At 68.5% G+C, this 21142-nt stretch carries 12 protein-coding genes and 2 pseudogenes; 10 read left to right on the plus strand and 4 right to left on the minus strand.

Features of this window, described 5'->3' with window-relative positions:
- A pseudogene (locus G3N94_RS29910) lies at positions 1–694 on the plus strand (AMP-binding protein); the annotation flags it as partial.
- A 226-nt stretch (positions 695–920) separates the two neighbouring features.
- On the plus strand, positions 921–2021 hold the full coding sequence (locus tag G3N94_RS29915) for a porin (RefSeq protein WP_205796524.1): 1101 nt from the start codon (positions 921–923) through the stop codon (positions 2019–2021).
- A 127-nt stretch (positions 2022–2148) separates the two neighbouring features.
- Here G3N94_RS29915 and G3N94_RS29920 read toward each other — a convergent pair whose 3' ends face one another.
- On the minus strand, positions 2149–3048 hold the full coding sequence (locus G3N94_RS29920) for a LysR family transcriptional regulator (protein WP_205796526.1): 900 nt from the start codon (positions 3046–3048) through the stop codon (positions 2149–2151).
- A 183-nt stretch (positions 3049–3231) separates the two neighbouring features.
- Here G3N94_RS29920 and G3N94_RS29925 point away from each other — a divergent pair, with 183 nt between their 5' ends.
- From G3N94_RS29925 to G3N94_RS29950, 6 genes are all read left to right on the plus strand, one after another.
- Positions 3232–4779: an efflux transporter outer membrane subunit gene (locus G3N94_RS29925; RefSeq protein WP_241022148.1), complete on the plus strand. Its 1548-nt coding sequence runs from the start codon at positions 3232–3234 to the stop codon at positions 4777–4779.
- Entirely contained in the window at positions 4772–5941 is a 1170-nt protein-coding gene (locus G3N94_RS29930; protein ID WP_205796531.1) for an efflux RND transporter periplasmic adaptor subunit, read from the plus strand. Before G3N94_RS29925 ends, G3N94_RS29930 begins: the two co-directional genes overlap by 8 nt.
- Positions 5938–7533 carry a DHA2 family efflux MFS transporter permease subunit gene (locus tag G3N94_RS29935; RefSeq protein WP_205796533.1) on the plus strand — a complete coding sequence of 532 codons (1596 nt, stop codon included), beginning with the start codon at positions 5938–5940 and terminating at the stop codon, positions 7531–7533. Before G3N94_RS29930 ends, G3N94_RS29935 begins: the two co-directional genes overlap by 4 nt.
- Before the next feature lie 366 nt (positions 7534–7899).
- Positions 7900–9318 (plus strand): amino acid permease, encoded by a 1419-nt coding sequence (locus tag G3N94_RS29940; RefSeq protein ID WP_205796535.1) that lies wholly within the window; start codon positions 7900–7902, stop codon positions 9316–9318.
- Between the two features lie 153 nt (positions 9319–9471).
- Positions 9472–9675 (plus strand): hypothetical protein, encoded by a 204-nt coding sequence (locus G3N94_RS29945; protein WP_205796537.1) that lies wholly within the window; start codon positions 9472–9474, stop codon positions 9673–9675.
- Positions 9676–9757: 82 nt separating this feature from the next.
- Positions 9758–10159, plus strand: a complete 402-nt coding sequence (locus G3N94_RS29950) for an OsmC family protein (RefSeq protein ID WP_205796539.1) — start codon at positions 9758–9760, stop codon at positions 10157–10159.
- Between the two features lie 57 nt (positions 10160–10216).
- Here the strand turns inward: G3N94_RS29950 and pbpC are convergent, their stop codons facing one another.
- The 3 genes from pbpC to G3N94_RS29965 all read right to left on the minus strand — a co-directional run bounded on the left by pbpC (position 10217) and on the right by G3N94_RS29965 (position 19653).
- Positions 10217–12661 (minus strand): penicillin-binding protein 1C, encoded by a 2445-nt coding sequence (gene pbpC / locus G3N94_RS29955; RefSeq protein ID WP_205796541.1) that lies wholly within the window; start codon positions 12659–12661, stop codon positions 10217–10219.
- A 108-nt stretch (positions 12662–12769) separates the two neighbouring features.
- Positions 12770–18823 carry an MG2 domain-containing protein gene (locus tag G3N94_RS29960; protein ID WP_205796543.1) on the minus strand — a complete coding sequence of 2018 codons (6054 nt, stop codon included), beginning with the start codon at positions 18821–18823 and terminating at the stop codon, positions 12770–12772.
- Positions 18824–19182: 359 nt separating this feature from the next.
- Complete coding sequence (locus G3N94_RS29965; RefSeq protein WP_205796544.1) at positions 19183–19653, minus strand: universal stress protein; 471 nt, start codon at positions 19651–19653, stop codon at positions 19183–19185.
- 285 nt (positions 19654–19938) lie between these two features.
- On the opposite strand from G3N94_RS29965, the gene G3N94_RS29970 reads away from it, so the two are divergent.
- Together G3N94_RS29970 and G3N94_RS29975 are read left to right on the plus strand one after the other, a co-directional pair.
- Entirely contained in the window at positions 19939–20862 is a 924-nt protein-coding gene (locus G3N94_RS29970; RefSeq protein WP_205796546.1) for an ABC transporter substrate-binding protein, read from the plus strand.
- Positions 20859–21142, plus strand: a pseudogene (locus tag G3N94_RS29975) (ABC transporter permease); the annotation flags it as partial. The gene G3N94_RS29970 and the pseudogene G3N94_RS29975, both read left to right, overlap by 4 nt.

A 21142-nucleotide genomic window follows, 5' to 3' on the forward strand; every position in this document is an offset into this window, starting at 1 on the left:
CACGCCGCTGCCGGGCGCGACGCCGACCGTGCCCGGTTCGTGCACGCTGCCGCTGCCGGGCATCATGGCCGCGGTGGTCGACGAGACGGGCCAGGACGTGCCGAACGGCCAGGGCGGGATCCTGGTCGTCAAGCGTCCGTGGCCGGCGATGATCCGCACGATCTGGGGCGACCCGGAGCGCTTCAGGAAGAGTTACTACCCGGAAGAACTCGGCGGCACGCTGTACCTCGCCGGCGACGGCACCGTGCGCGACAAGGACTCGGGCTACTTCACGATCATGGGCCGGATCGACGACGTGCTGAACGTGTCGGGCCATCGGCTCGGCACGATGGAGATCGAGTCGGCGCTGGTCGCGCATGAGCTCGTCGCCGAGGCGGCCGTAGTCGGCCGGCCGGACGAGACGACCGGCGAAGCGGTGGTCGCGTTCGTCGTGCTCAAGCGCACGCTTGCGGAGGGCGACGAGGGGAATGAGGCCGCGAAGCTCGCGAAGGAGTTGCGCGACTGGGTCGGCAAGCAGATCGGGCCGATCGCGAAGCCGAAGGACATCCGTTTCGGCGACAACCTGCCGAAGACGCGTTCGGGCAAGATCATGCGCCGGCTGCTGCGCTCGCTCGCGAAGGGCGAGGCAATCACGCAGGACATGTCCACGCTCGAGAACCCCGCGATCCTCGACCAGTTGAACCGTTCGATGTAACGCCACCTGCTCCGGCGGGCGATCCCCGCCGTGCGCGGCGCCAGCCGGCGGCGGCGGTCATCCCGGCCGCCGGCCGGCCCGCACCGGGCGCGCCGAGCGCACCGTTTGCACCATTTTCACCGTGCGTCTACCCACCGCACGGCATTGACGCGGCATCCGATGCCGCCGCCCTCGCAGCATTGATTAGTTTTACTGATTACAAAACCCAACAACACGGAGACAGACGATGAAGAGCAGAACCTGGACGCATTCACGGACGAATTCATGGACGATTTGCGCGGCATTGCTCGGCGCGATGGCGAGCACGAGCACGAGCGCGTTCGCGCAGAGCAGCGTGACGTTATACGGCAACCTGGACGTCGCGTTGCTGTATACGAACAAGACGCTCGACTCGGCCACCGGCGCGAACGCGGGCCGTCAGTTCGCGATGACCGACACCGGCTTGACGCCGACGACGTTCGGGCTGACCGGCGTCGAGGATCTGGGCGGCGGCCTGAAGGCGAAGTTCAAGCTCGAAAGCGGCTTCAGTGTCGCGAACGGCGCGTTCAATCACTCGAACGGCAACTTCTTCGGCCGCCAGGCGTGGGTATCGCTGGACAGCGCATACGGCGAACTGAAGGCCGGCCTGCAGTTCTCGCCGTTCCTGCTCGCGATCGACGATTCCGATCCGCGCAGCTTTGCGCACTTCGGCAGCGGACTGATCAACTACGTCGACAACGTGCTCGTCACCGGCCTGTTCAACGCAAACGCGGTGTCGTACACGAGCCCGACGATCGCCGGCCTGACCGGCAGCGCGATGTTCGCGTTCGGCGGCCAGGCCGGCAACTTCCAGGCCGGCCGGCAGTATTCGGCGAGCCTGAAGTACGAGATCGGCGGCCTGATGGTCAATGCCGCGTTCTACGATGGCAACAGCGGCGGCACCGCATCGACGCCGATTCCGGGCACGGTCGCATTCGTCGGCCGCACGCTCGGCGCCGCCTACAACTTCGGCCCCGTCACCGCGAAGGCCTCGTTTACGAGCTACAAGGTCGGCGGCTCGTTCAGCAACAACGTCTACGGCGGCGGCCTCGACTACCAGGCGACGCCCGCCGTCGACCTGAACGGCGGCGTGTGGGTGACGAGCGATCGCAACGATACCCACAATCATTCGGTGCTCGCCGCGCTCGGCACGACCTACAGCCTGTCGAAAGCGACCGCGCTGTACGCGCAGGTCGCGATGGTCAACAACCACGGCGCGATGAACACCGGGCTCGGGATCAACAACGCGCTGTTCGGTGTGGAGGGCACGACGGTCGGCGCGAACCTCGGGATCCGCCACACGTTCTGACCGCCGCGCGACCGCCCCGCATCGATCCGGCCGGCCGCGTACCGCGTACCGCGTACCGCGTACCGCGTGCCGCGGGACGATCGCGTGATGCGTGAGCGCCGCGCCCGTGGCGGCGCCCTTCGCGCGGCTAGATCGAGGTCTCGCACACGGCCTTGACGAGCGTGCGGATCGCGCGATGCGCCGGATCGGCCCCCACGCGCGGATGCCAGGCCTGCGAGATCACCAATGGCGGCGTCGCGACGGGCAACTCGCGCGTGCGCATGCCGAAGCGCGCCGTCTGCGTGAGGCGTTCGGCGACGGTCGCGACGAGGTCGGTTTCGCGGGCGATCGACAGCGCTGCGGCGAACGTCGGCGCGACCACGGTCACGCGCCTCCCGAGCCCTTGCGCGAGCAACATGTCGTCCACGGGGCCGCTCGTCCGGCCGCGCCGGGAGAACGTCACGTGCTGGTATTGGCAGAACAGCTCCGGTGTAATCGTTTCGGCCACCTCGAGCGGATGCCCGACGCGGAACGCCGCGACGAAGCGATCCCGAAACAGGGTCTGGCGGACGATTTCCGGGCCGATGTCCGCAATCACGCCGACGTCGAGATCGATCTGTCCTTCACGCAGCGCCTCGACATCCTGTTCTCCCTGCGCGCTGAAACGGAGGTTCACGAGCGGCGCGGCCTCCATCATCCGGCGCAGCAGCAGCGGGCCGAAGGAACTGACGAAACCGTCGTCCGCGCGTATCGTGAACGTCCGCTCGTGCGTGCGCAGATCGAAAGCCTCGTCCTGGCGCAGCAACGCGCGCGCCTGCTGCACGATGTCGCTCGTGCCTTTGCGCAGCGCGACCGCGCGCGGCGTCGGCGCCAGCCCGCGGCCAGCGCGCACGAGGATCGGATCGCCGATCATCTTGCGGATCCGCATGAGTGTGCGGCTCATGGTCGGCACGCTCATGTTCATTCGCTCGGCGGCCGCCGTCACGCTGCCCTCGGTCAGCAGCGCATCCAGCGCGATCAGCAGATTCAGGTCGATGGGTTGTTCCATTTCTTGATCTCGCATTGAGCATGCCCGATGCGGCGAACGACAGCGCCGCGCACGAGTAGCTGGCGCAACGGTAACACCAAGTCGATTGCTAAAAATGAAAAGCATGATTTCCGCACCGATCATTCCTGAAGTTGATCAGCACGCGTACCTTCGCCGACAGATCGTTCAAAGCATGGAGTCGCGATGGTCAGGAACACGTTACGGAGGCGGGGAACCGTTCTCGTCTCGAGTGCAGCGGTCTTCTCGCTGTTCGGTTGCGCCGGGGGCATCGTCCCGCAGGCGACCCTGGTTGTGCCGGACGACAACGCGGCCGGCGCCAGCATTACCGAGGCGGCCGCCCGCGGCGAACCAGGCGACGCGTCGCAGGCGCAGGCCGATGCGGCGTGGTGGAAGATATACGGCGATCCGCAACTCGATCAATTGATCGAGCGGGCCGCGCAGGTGTCGCCGACCATGGCGCTTGCGGTCGCGCGCATCGATCGCGCGCAGGCGGCACTCGGCATCGTCTCGTCCGAGGATCTGCCGTCCATGACGGCCAACGGGGCAGCGCTCGTCGAGCACTTTCCCGATCGCTACACCTATTCGAGCCAGTACGCCGGAAAGGGGGGCAGCTCAGGTCGCCTGACCGCGGACGCCTACTATCGGCTCGACTTCTGGGGCAAGCGCCGCGAATCCGAAGCCGCGGCCCGGGAGCGCGTGCGCGCCGCGCAGGCCGAGGCGGACGACGCCCGGTTGCTGCTGGAGACGGCGATCGTCGACGCGTACGTCGGCCTCGACGCGGCCTATAAAGTCCGCGACATCGCGACGAACGCGATCTCCCGCCGTCAGGGTGTGGTCGATCTGCTGCGCTTGCGGGCGAAAGCGGGCCTCGCGACGGATATCGACGCCGTGCAGGCGCGCGAATCCGTCACCGAGACGCGCAGCGAAATCGACCGCCTGACAGGCGAAATCGGCCGGCGACGTAACCAGATCGCATCGCTGATGGGCGAGACGCCGGCGTTCGGCGATCAGATCAGGCGTCCGAAGCTCGCGCTCATCGGCGACCCGGCGCCGCTCTCGACGATTCCGGCCACGCTGCTGGGCTACCGGCCGGACATCGCAACGGCGCGCGCCAACGTCGAAGCGGCGGCGCACGAAATCGGCGCGTCCAAGGCCGCTTTTTATCCCGACATCGACATCGTCGCGTTCGCCGGCTTCAAGAGCCTCGACCTCGGGCAACTGATGCGTCCCGGCAGTTCCGCGCTCGGCCTGGGGCCCGCGCTCACGCTGCCGATTTTCGACAACGCACGACTGCGCAGCAATCTGAAGCAGCGCACGGCCGAATACGACGCGGCGGTGCTCACCTATAACCAGGCCGTCGCGACCGCGCTCGGCCAGGTCGCCAACGCGATCGTCACCCTGCGCGCGGAGCGAGCGCAGAAGCGCGAGGCGGACGAGGCGCTCGATCACTGGACGCATGTCGTCAGTCTGCAGAAGGATCGCGAGCGGCAAGGACTCGCGAGTGGTGTGGACCGGCTCGCGACCGAGACAGCGCGGCTACTGTCGGAACGTCGCTCGGCCGAGGCCGACGCGCGCATCGTGCTCGCGCAGACCGCGTTGATCCGGGCGCTCGGCGGCGCGTGGCGCCCGTCGCGCCCGTCGCACGATAGCGCTCCGCAATCGCCGGTCGAGCCCATTGCGCTCAACACGCCCCGTTCTACTCTTTCGAAGATCTCCCCCTATCATGAGTGACACCACTGAAACCCAAGTCATCGACACGCGCGGCGCCGTCCGCAAGAAGCGCCTGACCATCACCGCGGCCGCCGTCATTCTGGTGGGCGCCGGGTTGGGCGCGTGGCACGTCGTCTCCGACGGCGCGACGCGCACGACCGACGATGCGTACGTCAACGGTCACGTCGCGCAAGTCACGCCGCAGGTGGCCGGCGTCGTGACGCGCGTGTTCGCCGACAATACCGACCGCGTCGCGGCAGGTGCGCCGCTCGTCGAGATCGATTCGACCGATGCGCGCATCGAACTGGCCGCGGCCGATGCGCAACTCGCCCAGGCCGTGCGTACGGCGCGCGGCCTGTTCGCCGCCAATGCGCGCTACGACGCCGACGTCAAGCTGCGCGAGACCGAGCTCGCGAAAGTAAAGGTCGACTTCGAGGCCCGTCGCGCGCTCGCCGACACGGGCGCGGTCACGGGCGAGGACGTGCGCCACGCGCGGGACAACGTGTCCGTCGCGCAGGCCGCGCTCGCGGCGGCCAAGGAGCAGCGCAGGCAGGCGCACGCGCTGGTCGACGGCATGACGGTCGAGTCGCATCCGACCGTGAAGGCCGCTTCGGCACGTGTGCACGCGGCCGAGGTCACGCTCGCGCGCACCGTCGTGCGCGCGCCGGTCGGCGGCATGATCGCGCAGCGCACGGTCCAGCTCGGGCGGCGCGTCGCGCCCGGCGACCGGATGATGGCCGTCGTGCCGCTCGAGCGCCTCTGGGTCGACGCAAACTTCAAGGAAGTGCAGCTCGACGGCGTCTGCCCCGGTCAACGCGCGACGGTGACGGCCGATATCTACGGCAATTCGATCGTCTATCACGGGCACGTCGAGGACGTCGAGGCCGGATCGGGGGCGAGCTTCGCGCTGCTGCCAGCGCAGAACGCCACCGGCAACTGGATCAAGGTCGTGCAGCGCGTGCCGGTGCGCATCGCGATCGCGCCGGCCGACCTTGCCGCCCATCCGCTGCGCATCGGCATGTCCACCGAAGTGAAGATCCACGCCGACGCGTGCGATCCGAAGCGCGTGGCGTCGCACGACCGCCGGGTCGACGACGCGGCCAGCGTCTATGCGGCGGAGGAGCAACACGCCGACGAACGGATCAAGGCGATCGTTGCCGCGAATCTCGGGGGCGACCAATGACGACGGCCGCCCGACCTGCCGACAACGCACAATCAGCGGCACATTCAGCGGCACAACCCGCAGCGCACCCCGCCGCGAAGCAGCCGCCGTCGACGCTCACCGGACCGACGCGGTCGCTCGCGACGCTCGCCCTCGGCCTCGCATCGTTCATGGCGGTGGTCGACGTCACGATCGCCAACGTGTCGGTGCCGACGATCGCGGGGAACCTGGGCGTGTCGTCCGACGAGGGCGAGTGGATCATCACGTCATTCGCGATCGCGAATGCGATCTGCATTCCGCTCACCGGATGGCTGTCGCGGCGCTTCGGTCAGGTGCGGCTCTTTCTCGGGTCGCTCGCCGCATTCACGATCGCATCGGTCCTCTGCGGGCTCGCGCCGACCTTTGAATCGTTGCTGGCGTTGCGGGTGTTGCAAGGCGCGGTCTCGGGACCGATCGTGCCACTGTCGCAGGCGCTGCTCGTCGCGGTCTTTCCCCGCGACAAACAGGCGCTCGCGGTGGCGATGTGGGCAATGACGAACATGGCCGGGCCGGTCGCCGGGCCGATGCTCGGCGGCTGGATCACCGACGCGTACAGCTGGCCGTGGATCTTTCTCGTCAACGCGCCGGTCGGGATCTTCGTGATCGCCGCGGTCTCCTTCGTGCTGCGCGGCCGCGAAACGCCGACCGTGCGCCTGCCCGTGGACGTCATCGGCCTGTGTCTGCTCGCCATCGCGATCGGCTGCCTGCAAGTGACGCTCGATCGCGGCCGCACGCTCGACTGGTTCTCGTCGCCGTTCATCTGGGTGACGGCGGTGCTGGCCGTGCTCGGCTTCATCGTGCTGATCATCTGGGAGCTCGGCGACAGTCACCCGATCATCGATCTGCGCCTGTTCCTCCATCGCAACTTTGCGGTCGGCACGATGGCGGTGGCGGCGGGCTTCGGGCTCTACTTCGCGGCGCTCGTGCTCATACCGCTCTGGCTGCAGACGAACCTCGGCTACAACTCGACGTGGGCCGGCCTCGTGACCGCGCCGATGGGTGTGTTCGGCATCGTTCTCGCGCCGTTTCTCGGCAAGTGGGTGCGCCGCCGGGATGCGCGTCTGTTCGCGAGCCTCGCCTTCGTCGCGTGGGCGATCGTCGCGTGGTGGCGGTCGACGATGACGACGGAAGTCGACGCCACCACGATCGCGCTCACGTGTCTCGCGCAAGGCATCGGCATCGGCTTCTTCCTGACGCCGCTCGTCAGCCTGTCGCTGGTCGGCGTGCCACCCGAGAAGATTGCGGCCGCATCGGGCTTGCAAACGGCAATCCGTATGATGGCGGGCAGTCTCGTCGCGTCGCTCGCGCAGACGTTCTGGGATCAGCGCGCGCGGTTCCACCAGACTTACCTCGTCAAGACGCTGAATCTCAACAACGACGTCACGGCGGAAACCCTCGCGCGGATCAAGAGCGGGGGCTTTCGCGACGATCAGGCGTGGGCAATCGTCGCGCGGCAACTCGACGTGCAGGCGCACATGCTGTCGCTGAACGACTTCTTCCATTTCTCGTCGTTTGCGTTTGTCGCCACGCTGGCGATCGTCTGGCTCGCGCGCGGCCCCGGGAAGGCGGTTTGAAGCTCTAACCAGCGAGCCTGAGGCGGCCGTGCGCGCGGCATCGCTGGACGCGCAAGGTCGTCGGGTCTGGGTCGCGGGCGCGACTGACGGCGATCAGTATCGAGCGCGTCGTATTCCCGCCCCACTGCACAGAACGCCAGCCCGCCCGGGCAGATTGCGCAATCGGCCGCCCATTCCTGCAGCTTTGCCTGCTGTCTGTTGGCGGGGCTCTTCGAAATAATCGCTGCACGAAGCGGCCCACCGCGGCCGCCGCGCATCGCGTCGCGAGCGGCACCCCGCGCGACGCCCTCCCCATCACCCCAAACAGACAACGGCTGCAGCGGACAGGCACGCGCCCACCGGCCCGCAGCCACGGAAGGAGATGACATGCCGCAACGGCAAGCTTCGCTGCACCGCGGACTCGAAGAACGCCACATCAACCTGATGGCCTTGGGCACGGCGATCGGCGTCGGCCTGTTCCTCGGCTCGGCCAGCGCGATCAGGACGGCCGGCCCCGCGATCCTGCTCAGCTACGCGCTCGCGGGCGTCGCGATCTTCATCATCATGCGTGCGCTCGGCGAAATGGCGGTCACGAACCCGGTCGCGGGATCGTTCAGCCGCTATGCGCAGGACTACCTCGGCCCGCTGCCCGGCTACCTGACCGGCTGGACCTACTGGCTCACCGCGCTCGTCGGCAGCATGTGCGAGATCACCGCGGCCGGCATCTACATGAACATCTGGTTTCCGCACGTGCCGACCTGGATCTGGACGCTTGCCGCGCTCGCGTCGGTCACCGCGATCAATTTCGTCGCGGTCCGCGCGTACGGCGAATTCGAGTTCTGGTTCGCGCTGATCAAGGTCGTGACGATCGTGCTGATGATCGTCGCGGGCACCGGCATGATCGTGTTCGGCGTCGGCAACGGCGGGATCGCGACCGGCATCTCGAACCTGTGGTCGCACGGCGGCTTCATGCCGAACGGCATCGCCGGGATGCTGAAGGCGCTGCCGATGGTGATGTTCGCGTACCAGGGCATCGAGATGCTCGGCATCACGGCCGGCGAGGCGCGCAACCCGGAGAAGACGCTCGCGCGCGCGGTGAACTCGGTGTTCTGGCGCGTGCTGATCTTTTACGTCGGCGCGCTGTTCGTGATCATGTCGATCTACCCGTGGAACCAGATCGGCACGCAGGGCAGCCCGTTCGTGCTGACCTTCGACCGCCTCGGCATCCATTCGGCCGCGGGCATCATCAACTTCGTCGTGCTGACCGCCGCGCTGTCGTCGTGCAACAGCAACCTGTACGGCACGTCGCGGCTGCTGTACAACCTCGCGCTGCAGAAGCAGGCGCCAGCGCTGTTCGCACGCATCTCGCGCAACGGCATTCCGGCGGTCGCGCTGGTGTTCTCGTGCGCATGCTCGCTCGTCGGCGTGTTCCTCAATTACGTGAGCCCGAAGCAGGTGTTCGTGTGGCTGACCGCGGTGTCGACGTTCGGCGCACTGTGGACGTGGGGCATCATCCTCGTGTCGCATTACCGGTTCCGCAAGACACTGCAGATGCAGGACTTGTCGAAGCTGCCGTGCCGCGTGCCGTTCTTCCCGTACTGCAACGCGCTCGCGCTGGCGTTCCTGCTGGTCGTGATCGCGCTGATGGCCGCGTTTGCCGACACGCGCATCGCGGTGATCGTCGGGCCGATCTGGATCGCGATGGTCACCGCGATCTTCTACGCGACGAAGGGGCAGCGCGCCGGCACGGCGTCCGCGCCCGTTGTTGCGCGCCGGGCGACAGTCCGTTCCGCGCGCTCCCGCTAGCGAACTCTGTCACGACGATGTAAGGTTGCGATCGGATCGCGCAACTGGTAGCGCCGCCCCGCCGGCCCACCCGTTGCGCAAATGCGCGACTCGCCCGCCGCCGCGCGGACGCGAGTACGCATACGGACTCTCGCATTCGATCAGGAGCACATCATGGAATTTCTGCTCGACCACGCCATCGACGACGCAGCACAACAGGACATCGCCCATCAGATCCGGACCGTCGACCCGGACGCCACGGTTCAGGTCGACCAGGCGAACCGGATGGTCCACGTCGATTCGTGGCTGTTCGCCGAGGAGTTCTTCGTCGCGTTCGACGATGCCGGCTACGCGGTCGTCCGGATCGAGGACCGCTGATCCGCGACTGACCCGCGACACCGGGCCACCCCGATTCCGCTCGCCCCGATTCCTTTCGCTTTCCCCTTCACCAGGATTCCCCATGGCAAATTCGACCGTCGTCGCCCATCTCGGCGCGATCCGCTACCGCGTCACGCTGACGTCCGGCGCCCACGAATGGCAAAGCGACGTGCCGGCCAGTCTCGGCGGCGCCGACAGCGGCCCCGATCCGCACGACCTGCTGCTGTCCGCGCTCGGCTCCTGCACCGCGATCACCGTCGCGATGTATGCGCAGCGCAAGGAACTGCCGCTCGATGGGATCGACGTGCGTCTCGCGATCATCGACGAGCGCCCCGGTTCGCCGACGAAGATCACGCGTGACATCACACTGAGCGGCAACCTGACGGCCGAGCAGCGCAACCGGCTGCTGGAAATCGCAAACGTGTGCCCGATTCACCGGCTGCTCACCGGCGACGTCGAAATCGACAGCCGCCTGACCGCGTGACATTGGCGGTCGCGACGTCGACCACTCGCGTCGCGATGCGGCCGCGCGGCGCCTGCGCTACTGCTCGAGCCCGACCGCCAGCGGCCGCTGGTCGCTGCGGCCGTGGTCGTCGACCACCCGCACGGTAAAGCTGCCCGCTGTTCCCGGCTGCCAGAACAGCGCGTCGCCCGGCGCGCTGCGGCCGACGTATGCATCGTTGACGAACCAGTAGAGCGCATGCGCGCTCGCATCGGCGGTCGCGTTGAACGCGATGCGCGTGCCGCCCGCATCCTTCACGCGCATCGCATACGTGCTGCCGCGTAGCGGCGACGTGATCCGCGGCGGATCCCCGTCGATCTGCCCCGCGTTGCCGCAGTCCGGATTCTGCGGCGGGCGCCGGCGCGGAATGCCGGCCTGCGTGAACACCTGCTGCAGATCCGACGGCCAGAACTCGAACACCTCGGTGTGCGTGCGCTTGCCGTCGTATGGCGGGCACGCGGGGCGCCCGGTCGAATCGTCGATCACGACGGGCCGATGCACGGTGCTCACGCGGATCGGCGACGTGCCCGGGATGAACCACGTCCAGCCCTGCTGCGGGCACCACTCGTTCGGCAGGTCGCCGCTCGCGAGACAGATCCGCACGCGCTTCACGCGCGGCGGCGCCGGCCGCGGCGGTTCGGCGAGAGCACGCTCGGCGTTCAGCGCATCGACGATCTGGAAGAACAGCGGCGCGGCCGCGTCGACGCCGACGAACGCCGTGTTGGTCGAGTTGTCGAAATTGCCGACCCAGACGACCAGCACGTACGGCCCGAACACGCCGGCCGTCCACGCATCGCGGAACGACCACGACGTGCCGGTCTTCCAGTACACGGGCAGCCGCCCGGGCTGGGCACCGCTGGTCTCGTCGGGGCGCAGGTGCTGGCGCAGCATGTCCATCGTCATGAAGCTCGCTTCCGCGCTCAGCAGGCGCCGGCCCGGCGCGACCTGCTCGTCGTCGCGCAGCCGCAGCGGCCGCAGCACGCCGCCATTCGCGAGCATCGCGTACAGGCGTGCCAGATCCTGCATCGTGACCTCGCCGCCGCCGAGCACGAGCGCGAGCCCGTAGTGCTGCGCGCTCGCGAGCCGGCGCACGCCGGCTTCCTGCAGGAACCGGTACAGATCGGGCTGCTTGAGCTGAGACGCGACCCACACGGCCGGCACGTTGCGGCTGCGGTTCAGCGCGTCGGTCGCGGTGATCGGCCCGAGGAAGTGGCCGTCGAAGTTCTCCGGCGCATACGGGCCGAACGACGTCGGCACGTCGCGCAGCACCGTCTGCGGATGCAGCACGCCCTGGTCGAAGCCGAGCGCGTAGATGAACGGCTTCAGCGTCGAACCCGGCGAGCGCCGCGCGAGCGTGCCGTTCACCTGCCCCTGGATCGCGCGATCGAAGAAGTTAGCGGAACCAACGAGCGCCTTCACGCCCATGTCGCGCGTATCGACGAGGATCGCCGCCGCGTTGCGGATGCCCTGCGTGTCGTTGCGCGCGACGTAGCGGCCGATCTGCCGTTCGAGCGCACGTTGCAGATCGAGATCGAGCGTCGTGACGATGCGCGCGCCGTCGCGTTCCTTCTCGTCGCCGTCCTCCCCGTCGCCCCCATCGCCCCCATCGTCCGCCCGGGTGCGCCACGCGTCGCGCTCGGCCAGCACCTGGTCGACCGCATGCGGTGCGTCGAACGGCAGCGCCCCGAACGGGCGCATCGCGAGCGGCAGCGCAAACAGCGGCCGCAACGCCGCATCGCGTGAATGGCGCATGAGCCAGCGCGCGTACAGCCGGTTGCGCGACGCGGCGAGCGCACGGTTGATCTCGTCCTGCCCCGCGCCGCCACGCACGCGCCGCGCCGGATCCTGCGGGATCACCGCGAGCGCGAGCGCCTCGGGCAGCGTCAGCGCGGCGGCCTGCCGGTCGAAATACACGAGGCTTGCGGTGCCCGCGCCTTCGACGTTGCGGCCGTATGGCGCGTCGTTCAGGTACGCCTCGAGGATCTGCCGCTTCGAATAGAACAGTTCGAGCTGCAGCGCACGGCCGACCTGTTGAAGCTTGCCGAGCGGCGTGCGCGTGTTGAGCCGCCACAGCGAACGCGCGAGCTGCATCGTCAGCGTCGAGCCGCCCTGCGGGTTGCCGCCGCGCACGTAGGTGACCCACGCACCGCGCGCGAGGCCGTAAGGATTGAAGCCCGGATGCCACCAGAACCAGCGGTCCTCGTGCAGCAGCACCGCTTCGACGAGCTGCGGCGACATCCGGTCGAGCGGCACCCACAGCCGGTAGCGGTCGTCCTTCGCGAGCGTGAGCCGCAACAGCCGGCCGTGCGCATCGAACACTGCGGTCGACGACGGCTTCCAGTCGCGCAGCGACGGATGCGGCCACAGCCGGAAACCGGCCAGCACCGCCGCGACGAGCAGCGCGCCCGCGATCCAGTTCTGCCAGCGATGCAGCCAGCGGCCGGCGGCGCGCCGCGCTCGCCCGAATACGGAAACCTCAGCCACGCACCGACACTCCTTGCGCCGGGCGCGGTAGGCGCAGTGCACCCATGCCCGCGCCCGTCATCGCGCACGCCCGGCGCGGCGCACGCAGGGCACCCGTGCTCCTGCCCGTCATCGCGCGCGCCCGACCGTGAGCGTCGCGCCGCCCGGCGACTGCGCCTGCACGCGCCGGTCATACATCGACTCGCCATACGCGGGCGGTACGACGAAGCGACCCGCGTTGCTCGCCTTGATCCGGTACACGAACTCGCGCACGTCGGTCGTCGCGGTGCCGTAGATCACCACGCGGTCCTCGCGCACGTCCGCGAATTCCGGCTGCCAGGTCGAGCCCGCGACGCCGACCGGCGAGTGCCACGGTGCATTCGCGGCGCTGGCAGCTTCCGCGCCTCCGGCATCGCCATTGCTGCCGTTGCCGTCATCCTGCGCGTCGGTCGCGGGCGGCGGCGCGATCACCGGATCGAAGCCGCCCGGCAGCAGGTCGACGATCGCGACGTTGCCGACGCTCGCCGAGCCCGTCGCGCGGATCTTCAGGTGCACGTCGATCTCCTGGCCGAGCGTCACCTTGTCGAGCGGCTTGCCGTTCGTATCGGTGTACTCGCGCACGATCTCGAGGCCATTGCGGATCGCCTTCGTCGACGTGCCGCGGTCGTAGCCCGACTGGCTCGCGATCCACCAAGCGGGCAGCGCGCTGCCGTTCACGAAGTCGACCCGCGATGCGCCGGCGCCCCAGGTGCCCGAGCGCACGAGGTTCGCCTGCACCGACGACACGTCCTTCGGCGCGCCGCCCGCGCGCACCTCCGCTTGCACCTCGACAATCGCGAGCTTGTCGAGGCCGCCCGCGGCCGAACCCGCGTAAGCGTCGAGTGCGAGGATCGTCATCGCCGACGACAGCGTGTTGTAGCGGTTGCGTTCGAGCGGTGCCGCGACGTTCTCCATCACGCGCGGCGACAGCTTGCGCACGCGCTCGGGGAAGTGCTTCGCGAGCAGGTACAGCACGCTCGCGTCGCGCGTCAGCGGATCGATGTAGTAGCCGTAGTCGTACGCCTCGTTGCGCGCCGCCTTGCGCTCGAGCAGCCCCTGCGGGCCCGCGATCAGCGCCGCCGCCTCCTTGTCCTGCTTCAGCAGCTGGTACGACGCGGCGAGCCACGCGGCCGCGAGATCGTTCTTCCAGTCGTTCGGATACGCGTCCTGCAGGCGCTTCTGCACCGCCGCGAGGCTGTTGGTCGTCACGTTGCCCTCGCGCGTCAGCAGGTACACCGCATACGCGCGCTGCCGCAGCAGGTCGAGCGAGCCGAGCCGGTCGTTCGCAGCGAGCTGCTGCAGGTACGTGTTGCCCGCGTCGAGCATGTCCTTCGGCACGGCCACGCCGCGCTCGCGCGCGTCGACCAGCACATGCATCGCATACGCGGACACGAACGGATCGGCATCCGGCGTCGCGCTCCACAGCCCGAAGCCGCCCTGCGCGTTCTGCCGCGTGCGCAGCGCGCCGAAGAACTGCGCGGTCGCGTCCGCGGCGGCTTTCTCGGCCGATGTGGCCGCAGCCACCGAAGCGGCCTGCGGCTGCCGCGGGCTCGTCAGCGCGCGCACCGACAGCCATTTCGACGCGAACACGCGCGGCACGATCGCGCTCACCATCTGCTCGCTGCAGTAGTGGTCGAAGTTGACGAGATACGACGACAATCCCTCCGACAGCACGAGCGGCGCGGTCGAGATGCTCGCGTCACGCGCCGCGTACGCGTCGTACATGCTGCGCAAGTTCGGCACGCTCGCCTTCTTGCCTGCATCGAGCCGCGCGAAGTCGAGCTGCGTGCGGAACGCGGCGGCCGGCCGCACCGACACGTCGACGCTCTGCTGCGCGGCCTTCGCGCCGTAACGCGCGCCGAACGACAGCGTGCCGGAGCCGAGCGCGTCGGTCGCCTTCACGCGGAACAGCACGACGCCTTCGTGCATCGGCGCGAGCGCCACGTTCTGCGTCGCCGGGCCGACCACCTGCAGCTGCGGGCCCGTCTTCAGCGTGACCGCGACCGGCACCGGCGCGTTGCCGGCGCCGGTCAGGTTGTTCGCGACGCCGACGCTCACTTCCGCTTCGTCGCCCGGCGCGAGCGTGGTCGGCACGTTCGGCGACAGCACGAAATCGCCGCGCACGGTCGTCGCACCTTCGTAGGTGCCGATCAGGTCCGGCGACACCGACACGGCCATCACGCGCAGCCGGCCGTTGAAGTAGTCGGGCACCGTGTAGCTGACGCGCGCGTCGCCGTTCACGTCAACGATCCCCGACCAGTAGACGACCGGCTTGTCGCGCTTGCGCTTGAACGGGTTGAGCTGGCGGCCGAGCGCGTCGTCGGCGTCGCCGCCGGGAGCCGCCATCGACATCAGCTTCTCGAAGTCCGGCAGGATCAGGTCGAGGATCTGCGACGTGCCGACTTCGAGCATCCGCTTGCGGAAGAAGAACTTCAGCGGATCGCCGAGCTTGTAGTGCGCGACCTGCAGGATCCCCTCGTCGACCGCGAACACGACGACCTTCGCGGGCTTCGCCGAATGCACGGTGAAGGTCGCGGTGTCGCCCGGCTTCACGAGCGCGGGCGCGTCGACGGTCAACGCATTGCGGCGCGCGTCGAGATTCACCGAGAACGGCACGACGCCATAGCTCAGCGGGCTCATGAAGATCTCGTCCGACGACGGATCGCGGATGTACTGCACGTTGATGTAGCCGTTGCCCTCGAAGCCGGCCGGCACCGTGATGTGCTGGATCGAGCTCGTCGTGTCCGCATGGAACCACGCGTGCGCGTACACCTTGTCGCGCTCGATCGTGATCAGGCCGCTGCCCGCATACGGCGCGCGGATCGCGATCTCGACCTGCTCGCCCGGCTTGTAGTCGTGCTTCGCGAGACTCACCTGCAGCTCCGCGTTGCGGTCGAGCGAACGCGTCACGTTCGCGTCGCCCGCAACCGTGTACTCGATGCGGTTCACCGCGGTGCCGTCCGCGCGGCGGATCACCAGCGCGTAGCTGCCGGGCTTGTCGGTGCGCAGCGCGAAGTCGAGGCCCGCGGCCGGAATCGTCAGCGGCTTCTCGTCGACCGGCACTTCCTTCAGCCGCGAGTCGTATTTGTACGCGCCGGAATCCTGCTTCGTCAGCACCGACACGTAGCGCTCCTCGACGAGCTGCGCGCGCAGGTCCTTCACGTCGATCGCCTTCGCTCGCGGATCGATCGCGACGAGCCGCACCGTGCGCGGGCTGCCGCGCTTCACGTAGCCGAGATCGTCGACCGCCTTGTAGCCGACCAGCCAGTCGTTGTTCGACACGAGCGCCTGCGCGTTCGCGGCGACGCTGCGCCCGCCTTCCGCTTCATAGGTCTTCGCCTGGAAGTAGAGCTGGTAGGTCGCGTCCGCGTACTTGCCGAGGTCTAGATCGAACTCCGCATGGCCCTTGTCGTCGGTCTGGCCGTCCTGCAGCGTGGTCGTATAGCCTTCCTTCGCGCGGCGCGCATCGAAGAAATGGAAATTCTGCCAGCTGCGGAACGACGGCCACACGGGCCGCAGCGTCAGCGTCGCCGCGACGCGGCGCTTCTCCGCCGGCGTGCCGAACAGGTTCTGCGCATCGACGAGCCCCTTCAGCCCGTCCGGCTTCACCCAGCCTTCGATGACCTGCTGCGACAGCTTCGCGTCGACCTTCATCCGGTCCGGCAGGAACTCCTTCACCTGCACCGTCGTGCTGCCGATCGGCTCGTCACCCGGCTGGCCGTCCTTGACGATGTACAGGTTGATCGTCCACGCGCCGGTCGGCGCGGTGTCGGCCGTCGTATAGCCTAGCTCGGTGAAGCCCGTCGCGTCGACGGTCACCGGCCGGCGCTCCACGGGGACCCCGCGCGGATCGACGATTTCCGCCTGCAGCGGCACGCCGGACGGGCTGCGCGCCCAGTTTGCCGCGCGCACGATCAGGCCGATATGGAACGGGTCGCCCGGCCGGTACAGCCCGCGGTCCGAGAACAGGTAGGCGGACAGTTGCCCCTGGCCGGTCGCGTTGCGCTCGCCGCCGACGTCGAAGCGCGAGAAGTCGAGCTGGCGGTCGCGGCCGGACACGGGCAGGAACGACAGGTCGCCATCCTTCTTCACGACATACAGCTGCGGGCGCTTCTCGCGCTCGAGCCCCTTGAATGCCGGGAAATGCACGATGCCATCCGCGGCGGTCGTCTGCGTGAACAGCGGCTGGCCGTTCACCGCGAGCACCGACACCGTCGCGCCCGCGACCGGGCGGCCCGACCGGATCGACTGGATGAACACGTCCTGGCTGCCGTCGAGCGCGCGCTTGACGAGCATCCCGAGGTCCGTCACGACGATCAGGCGCGTGTCGCCGACCGAGCTGTCGCTGTCGTCGCCGCTGTTGCCGCCGCTATCGCCATTCACATCGGTGCCGTCGGCCGAGTCCTGGCCGCCGTTGCCGTCCGCCGACGCGTCGTCGCCCTTCGCCGCGTCCGCCTTCTTCTTCTCCGCGACCGGATCGTATTTCGACAGGTGCAGCAGGAACACGCCGCGCTTGCCGCCCTTCAGGTACTGGCCGAGATCGACGCCCTCGTAGTGCGCCTTGCCCGGCTCGCCGGCCGGGAATGCGCGCGTCTGCACGAAGCGCTCGACGATATGGTCTTCGTTGAACGAATACGACAGCGACGGGCGCGCATAGGTGCCCTCGTTGAAGCTGACGAGGTGCTGCAGCTGATCGGGCACGACCCGGCCGATCTCGACCTTCATCCCCGGCAGGTTGCGCGACACGACCGAGAGCCGCTTGCTGCCGCTCATCGACAGCAGCGAGCCGTCCGCCATGAAACGCAGCAGCTTCGGATAGTCGGGCACCGTGAACGCGCGCGCGACCGGCTTGCCGAGCAGGTAGCCGCCGGCCGACTTCAGGCCGTCGTCGAAACGCACGTAGATGCGATCGCCGGGCGTCGCGTGATACTTGAAGCTCTGCAGCGTCGCGTAGTCGTTCTCGGTCGGCACCGGCTCGAGCGGCAGCGGCTTCGCCTGCTTCAGCACCGCGTCGCCGACGTCCGAGACGTTCCATTCGTACGGCGGATCGTCGTCCGGCTGGTCGACGCCCGGCTTGCGCTTCGGCAGCACCCACGCCTTCGCGCGCGCGGCGAGATCCGCGCTGCGCACGCCATCGGATGTTTCAGCGACGAGCACCTGCTCGGGCTCGTAGCGGTCATTGTCGACGAGCGTCGGCGACACGTTGTCGATCGACAGGCTGTAGAGGCCCGGCACGCCGACCGACGCGCGCAGCGCGTCCTTCGTACCGTCGCCGCCGCGCGCGCTCTTCACGCCCTTGTCGACGTCGAGCCGCACCGACAGCGGGTCCTGCGGAATCTCGAGCGGCTGCGACTGGACCCACGCACTCAGCTTGTTCGCGTCGTAGTTGACCGTATAGCGCAGCGGCGTCGTGCTCTTGCCGTCGCGGCCGACCAGCACGAGCCCGATGCGCTTCTCGAACGCGGCCGGATCGACCGGGTAGTTGAAGCGGACCTGCAGCATCGCCTGCTTCTGCGCGGGGTTCTCCGGGTCCTGGTAGAACTGGTTGCTGCCTGACTGCGCGGTGAACGCGGGCACGTCGAACGCGAATTGGTCGTCGGCCATCGCGACCTGCGGCGCGAACGCGTCGCGCACCGCGAAGCGCCCTTCGACGTGCGCGCCGACCGGCCAGTCGGTCGCCGGCGTGAAGCGCAGCGTCTTGTCGTCGACCCATTGCCACACGCCCTTCAGCGCAGGCGTAATCTCGATCCCGCGCTCGACCGGCTTGCCGACGAGTTCGAGCGGCGCGGCCGAGCGCGAGAACACGATGTCGAGCGGATGGACGGTGACCTTCGGCTTGCCGCTGTCGTCGGTGTCGTAGGTCGTGATCGCGAGCGGCTTCACCGTGAAGCTGACGGTTTCCGGCTCGGGCGGTTTCGGGCGGTGCTTGTACCAGTGCCAGCCGTAGGCCAGCGCGACGCCGAGCAGCACGGCGCCGCCCGCATGCCACGGGCGGCGGCGCACCACCGCGGCGGTGACGCCCATCCACGCGGGCGCGGCCCAGGACACATTGCCGACGACCGGCCGCAGCACGCGGCCGAGCAGACGCCAGACGAAACCGGCCGCGCGAAACGGCAGGAGCAGCAGGAAGCGCAGCAAATCCATGTTGTTGTTTCCTTGTCGAGGACGTGCTGCCGGCTTCGGCGGCTTTCCCGAATCGTTCTCTCTGTGACGGCGCGGCCCGGTTGCGCCGTGGATGCTTCGTATGCTTGGTGTAAGTCTCGCCGCGCGGGTCGCGCAGGCCGGCTTCCGGAGAAGCGCGGGCCTGCCGGCCGGGGCGGGACGCTGAATTATCGCGGAACGTGCGTGAATCGCGCCAGTTGGCGCGGCGCGACTGTTGTTTGTGCGCTCAACGGGAGCAGGGAGGAGGATGGCCGACGTGTGTCGGCGGGTGCTAGATGTGGGATTGGCCGCCCGTTACCGGGCTGGCCTTGGGTGATCGTGTCGGAGTGTTACACGTCGAACTAGGCTGCAGCAGCAGCCGGCACGTCCTCGCTGCGTACGAGCAGCACCGGGCAGTTCGACCCGCGCACGAAGCGCTCCGCGACGCTGCCGATCACCATCCGGCGGATGCCGCGCCGCCCGTGCGTGCCGACCACGGCCAGGTCGATCGCGTTCTCGCCGACATAGCGCTGCAGGCGTTCCGCGATGTCCTCGCCGATGTCGTCCGTTCCGATGAGCTCCGTCTCGCCGCTCACCGCCGCACTCGCGATGATCTGCTCGACGTCATGCAGCACGGCTGCGCCGTCGCGCCGGAGTTCCTCGAGCAGCGTGTGCGGATCGACGCGTCCGGCATAAGTGAACAACGCCGACTGGTCGACGACGTATACCGCGACGATTTGCGCGTCGCTGCCCTTGGCCAGCTTCAGCGCTTCATCGAGCGCCTGCTTCGACGACGTGCTGCCGTCCACCGCCACCATGATCTTCTTGTACATACGAACTCCGCTGGGTAGATTGCCGCGCGTTCTGGTGGTGCGCGGCTTCACCACCATCATCGGCGGCTGCACGCGCCGAAGCTTGATGCCGGTCAAGCGTGACGAAGCGTGAAGGCGCGGCGAACTGCCGCAACAGCCGGAGCAGCGTCGGACGGGCACGCAAACGCACCGCGCCCGGGTTATCCCCCACACCGGCCGCGGGCGCGCCGCCGCCTACGGTTTGCCAAAGGGCACCCAGTCAAGTAAGTTTCGGCGTACGCTCCCCTGTTCCTGGAGGTCGCCCCCATGAAGCTCGCCCTGCCCGCCCGCATGCTGGGTCTCGCGTTCGCCGCCGCCGTCGCGGCGCCCGGCGCACATGCCGCCGACGCCGTCGTGGTGTCGTCGAAGATCGACACCGAGGGCAACCTGCTCGGCAACCTCATCGCGCAGGTGCTGAAGGCCCACGGCGTTCCCGTCACCGAAAAGATCGCGCTCGGCGCGACGCCGATCGTGCGCAAGGCGCTCGTCAGCGGCGAGATCGACATCTATCCCGAATACACGGGCAATGCCGCGTTCTTCTTCAACAAGGCCGACGATCCGGTCTGGAAGAATGCCGCGCAGGCCTACGACACCGCGAAGAAGCTCGACTACGCGGCGAATCACCTCGTCTGGCTCACGCCGTCGCCCGCGAACAATACGTGGGGCGTCGCGGTGCTCGCGCCGCTCGCGCAGTCGCAGCACCTGAAAACGTTCTCCGATTTCGGCAAGTGGGTGGCGGGCGGCGGCAAGGTGAAGCTCGCCGCGTCGGCCGAATTCGTCAACAGCGCGTCCGCGCTACCGTCGTTCGAAAAGGCATACGGCTTCAAGCTGAAGCCCGACCAGCTCGTCGTGCTGTCCGGCGGCGACACGGCGGCAACGATCAAGGCGGCCGCGAACCAGACCGACGGCGTGAACGCGGCAATGGTCTACGGCACCGACGGCGGAATCGCCGCGAGCGGCCTCACGGTGCTCGACGACGACAAGCACGTGCAGCCCGTGTACGCGCCCGCGCCGGTGATCCGCGAAGCCGTACTGAAGGCGCACCCGCAGATCGCCGACTACCTGAAGCCGCTGTTCGCGAGCCTCGACCTGAAGACGCTGCAGACGCTCAACGCGCGCATCCAGATCAATGGCGAACCCGCCGCGGGCGTGGCCACGCAATACCTGAAAGCGAAGGGTTTCGTGAAATGATCGCACGCGCGGCGGCCTCCGCGCGACGCGTGGCACCCGACAAGGTCGGCGTGCTGATCGGCCTGCTGACGATCGGCGCGGTGCTGTTCGCGCCGTTCGTCGTGCTGCGCCCGAACCGGATCGCGGCCGGCACCGGGCTGTCGCTGCTCCACGCATTGCCGGGCGCGCAGGCGAGCGCGCTCGCCGCGCTGTGGCTGGCCGCCGCACTATGGACGATGACGGCGAGCCGGCCCGCGTGGCGGCTCGCCTGCGGCTGCGCGCTGCTCGCGACGCTCGGCTA

The organism is Burkholderia sp. Ac-20353, assembly GCF_017104785.1.
GTDB lineage: Bacteria > Pseudomonadota > Gammaproteobacteria > Burkholderiales > Burkholderiaceae > Burkholderia.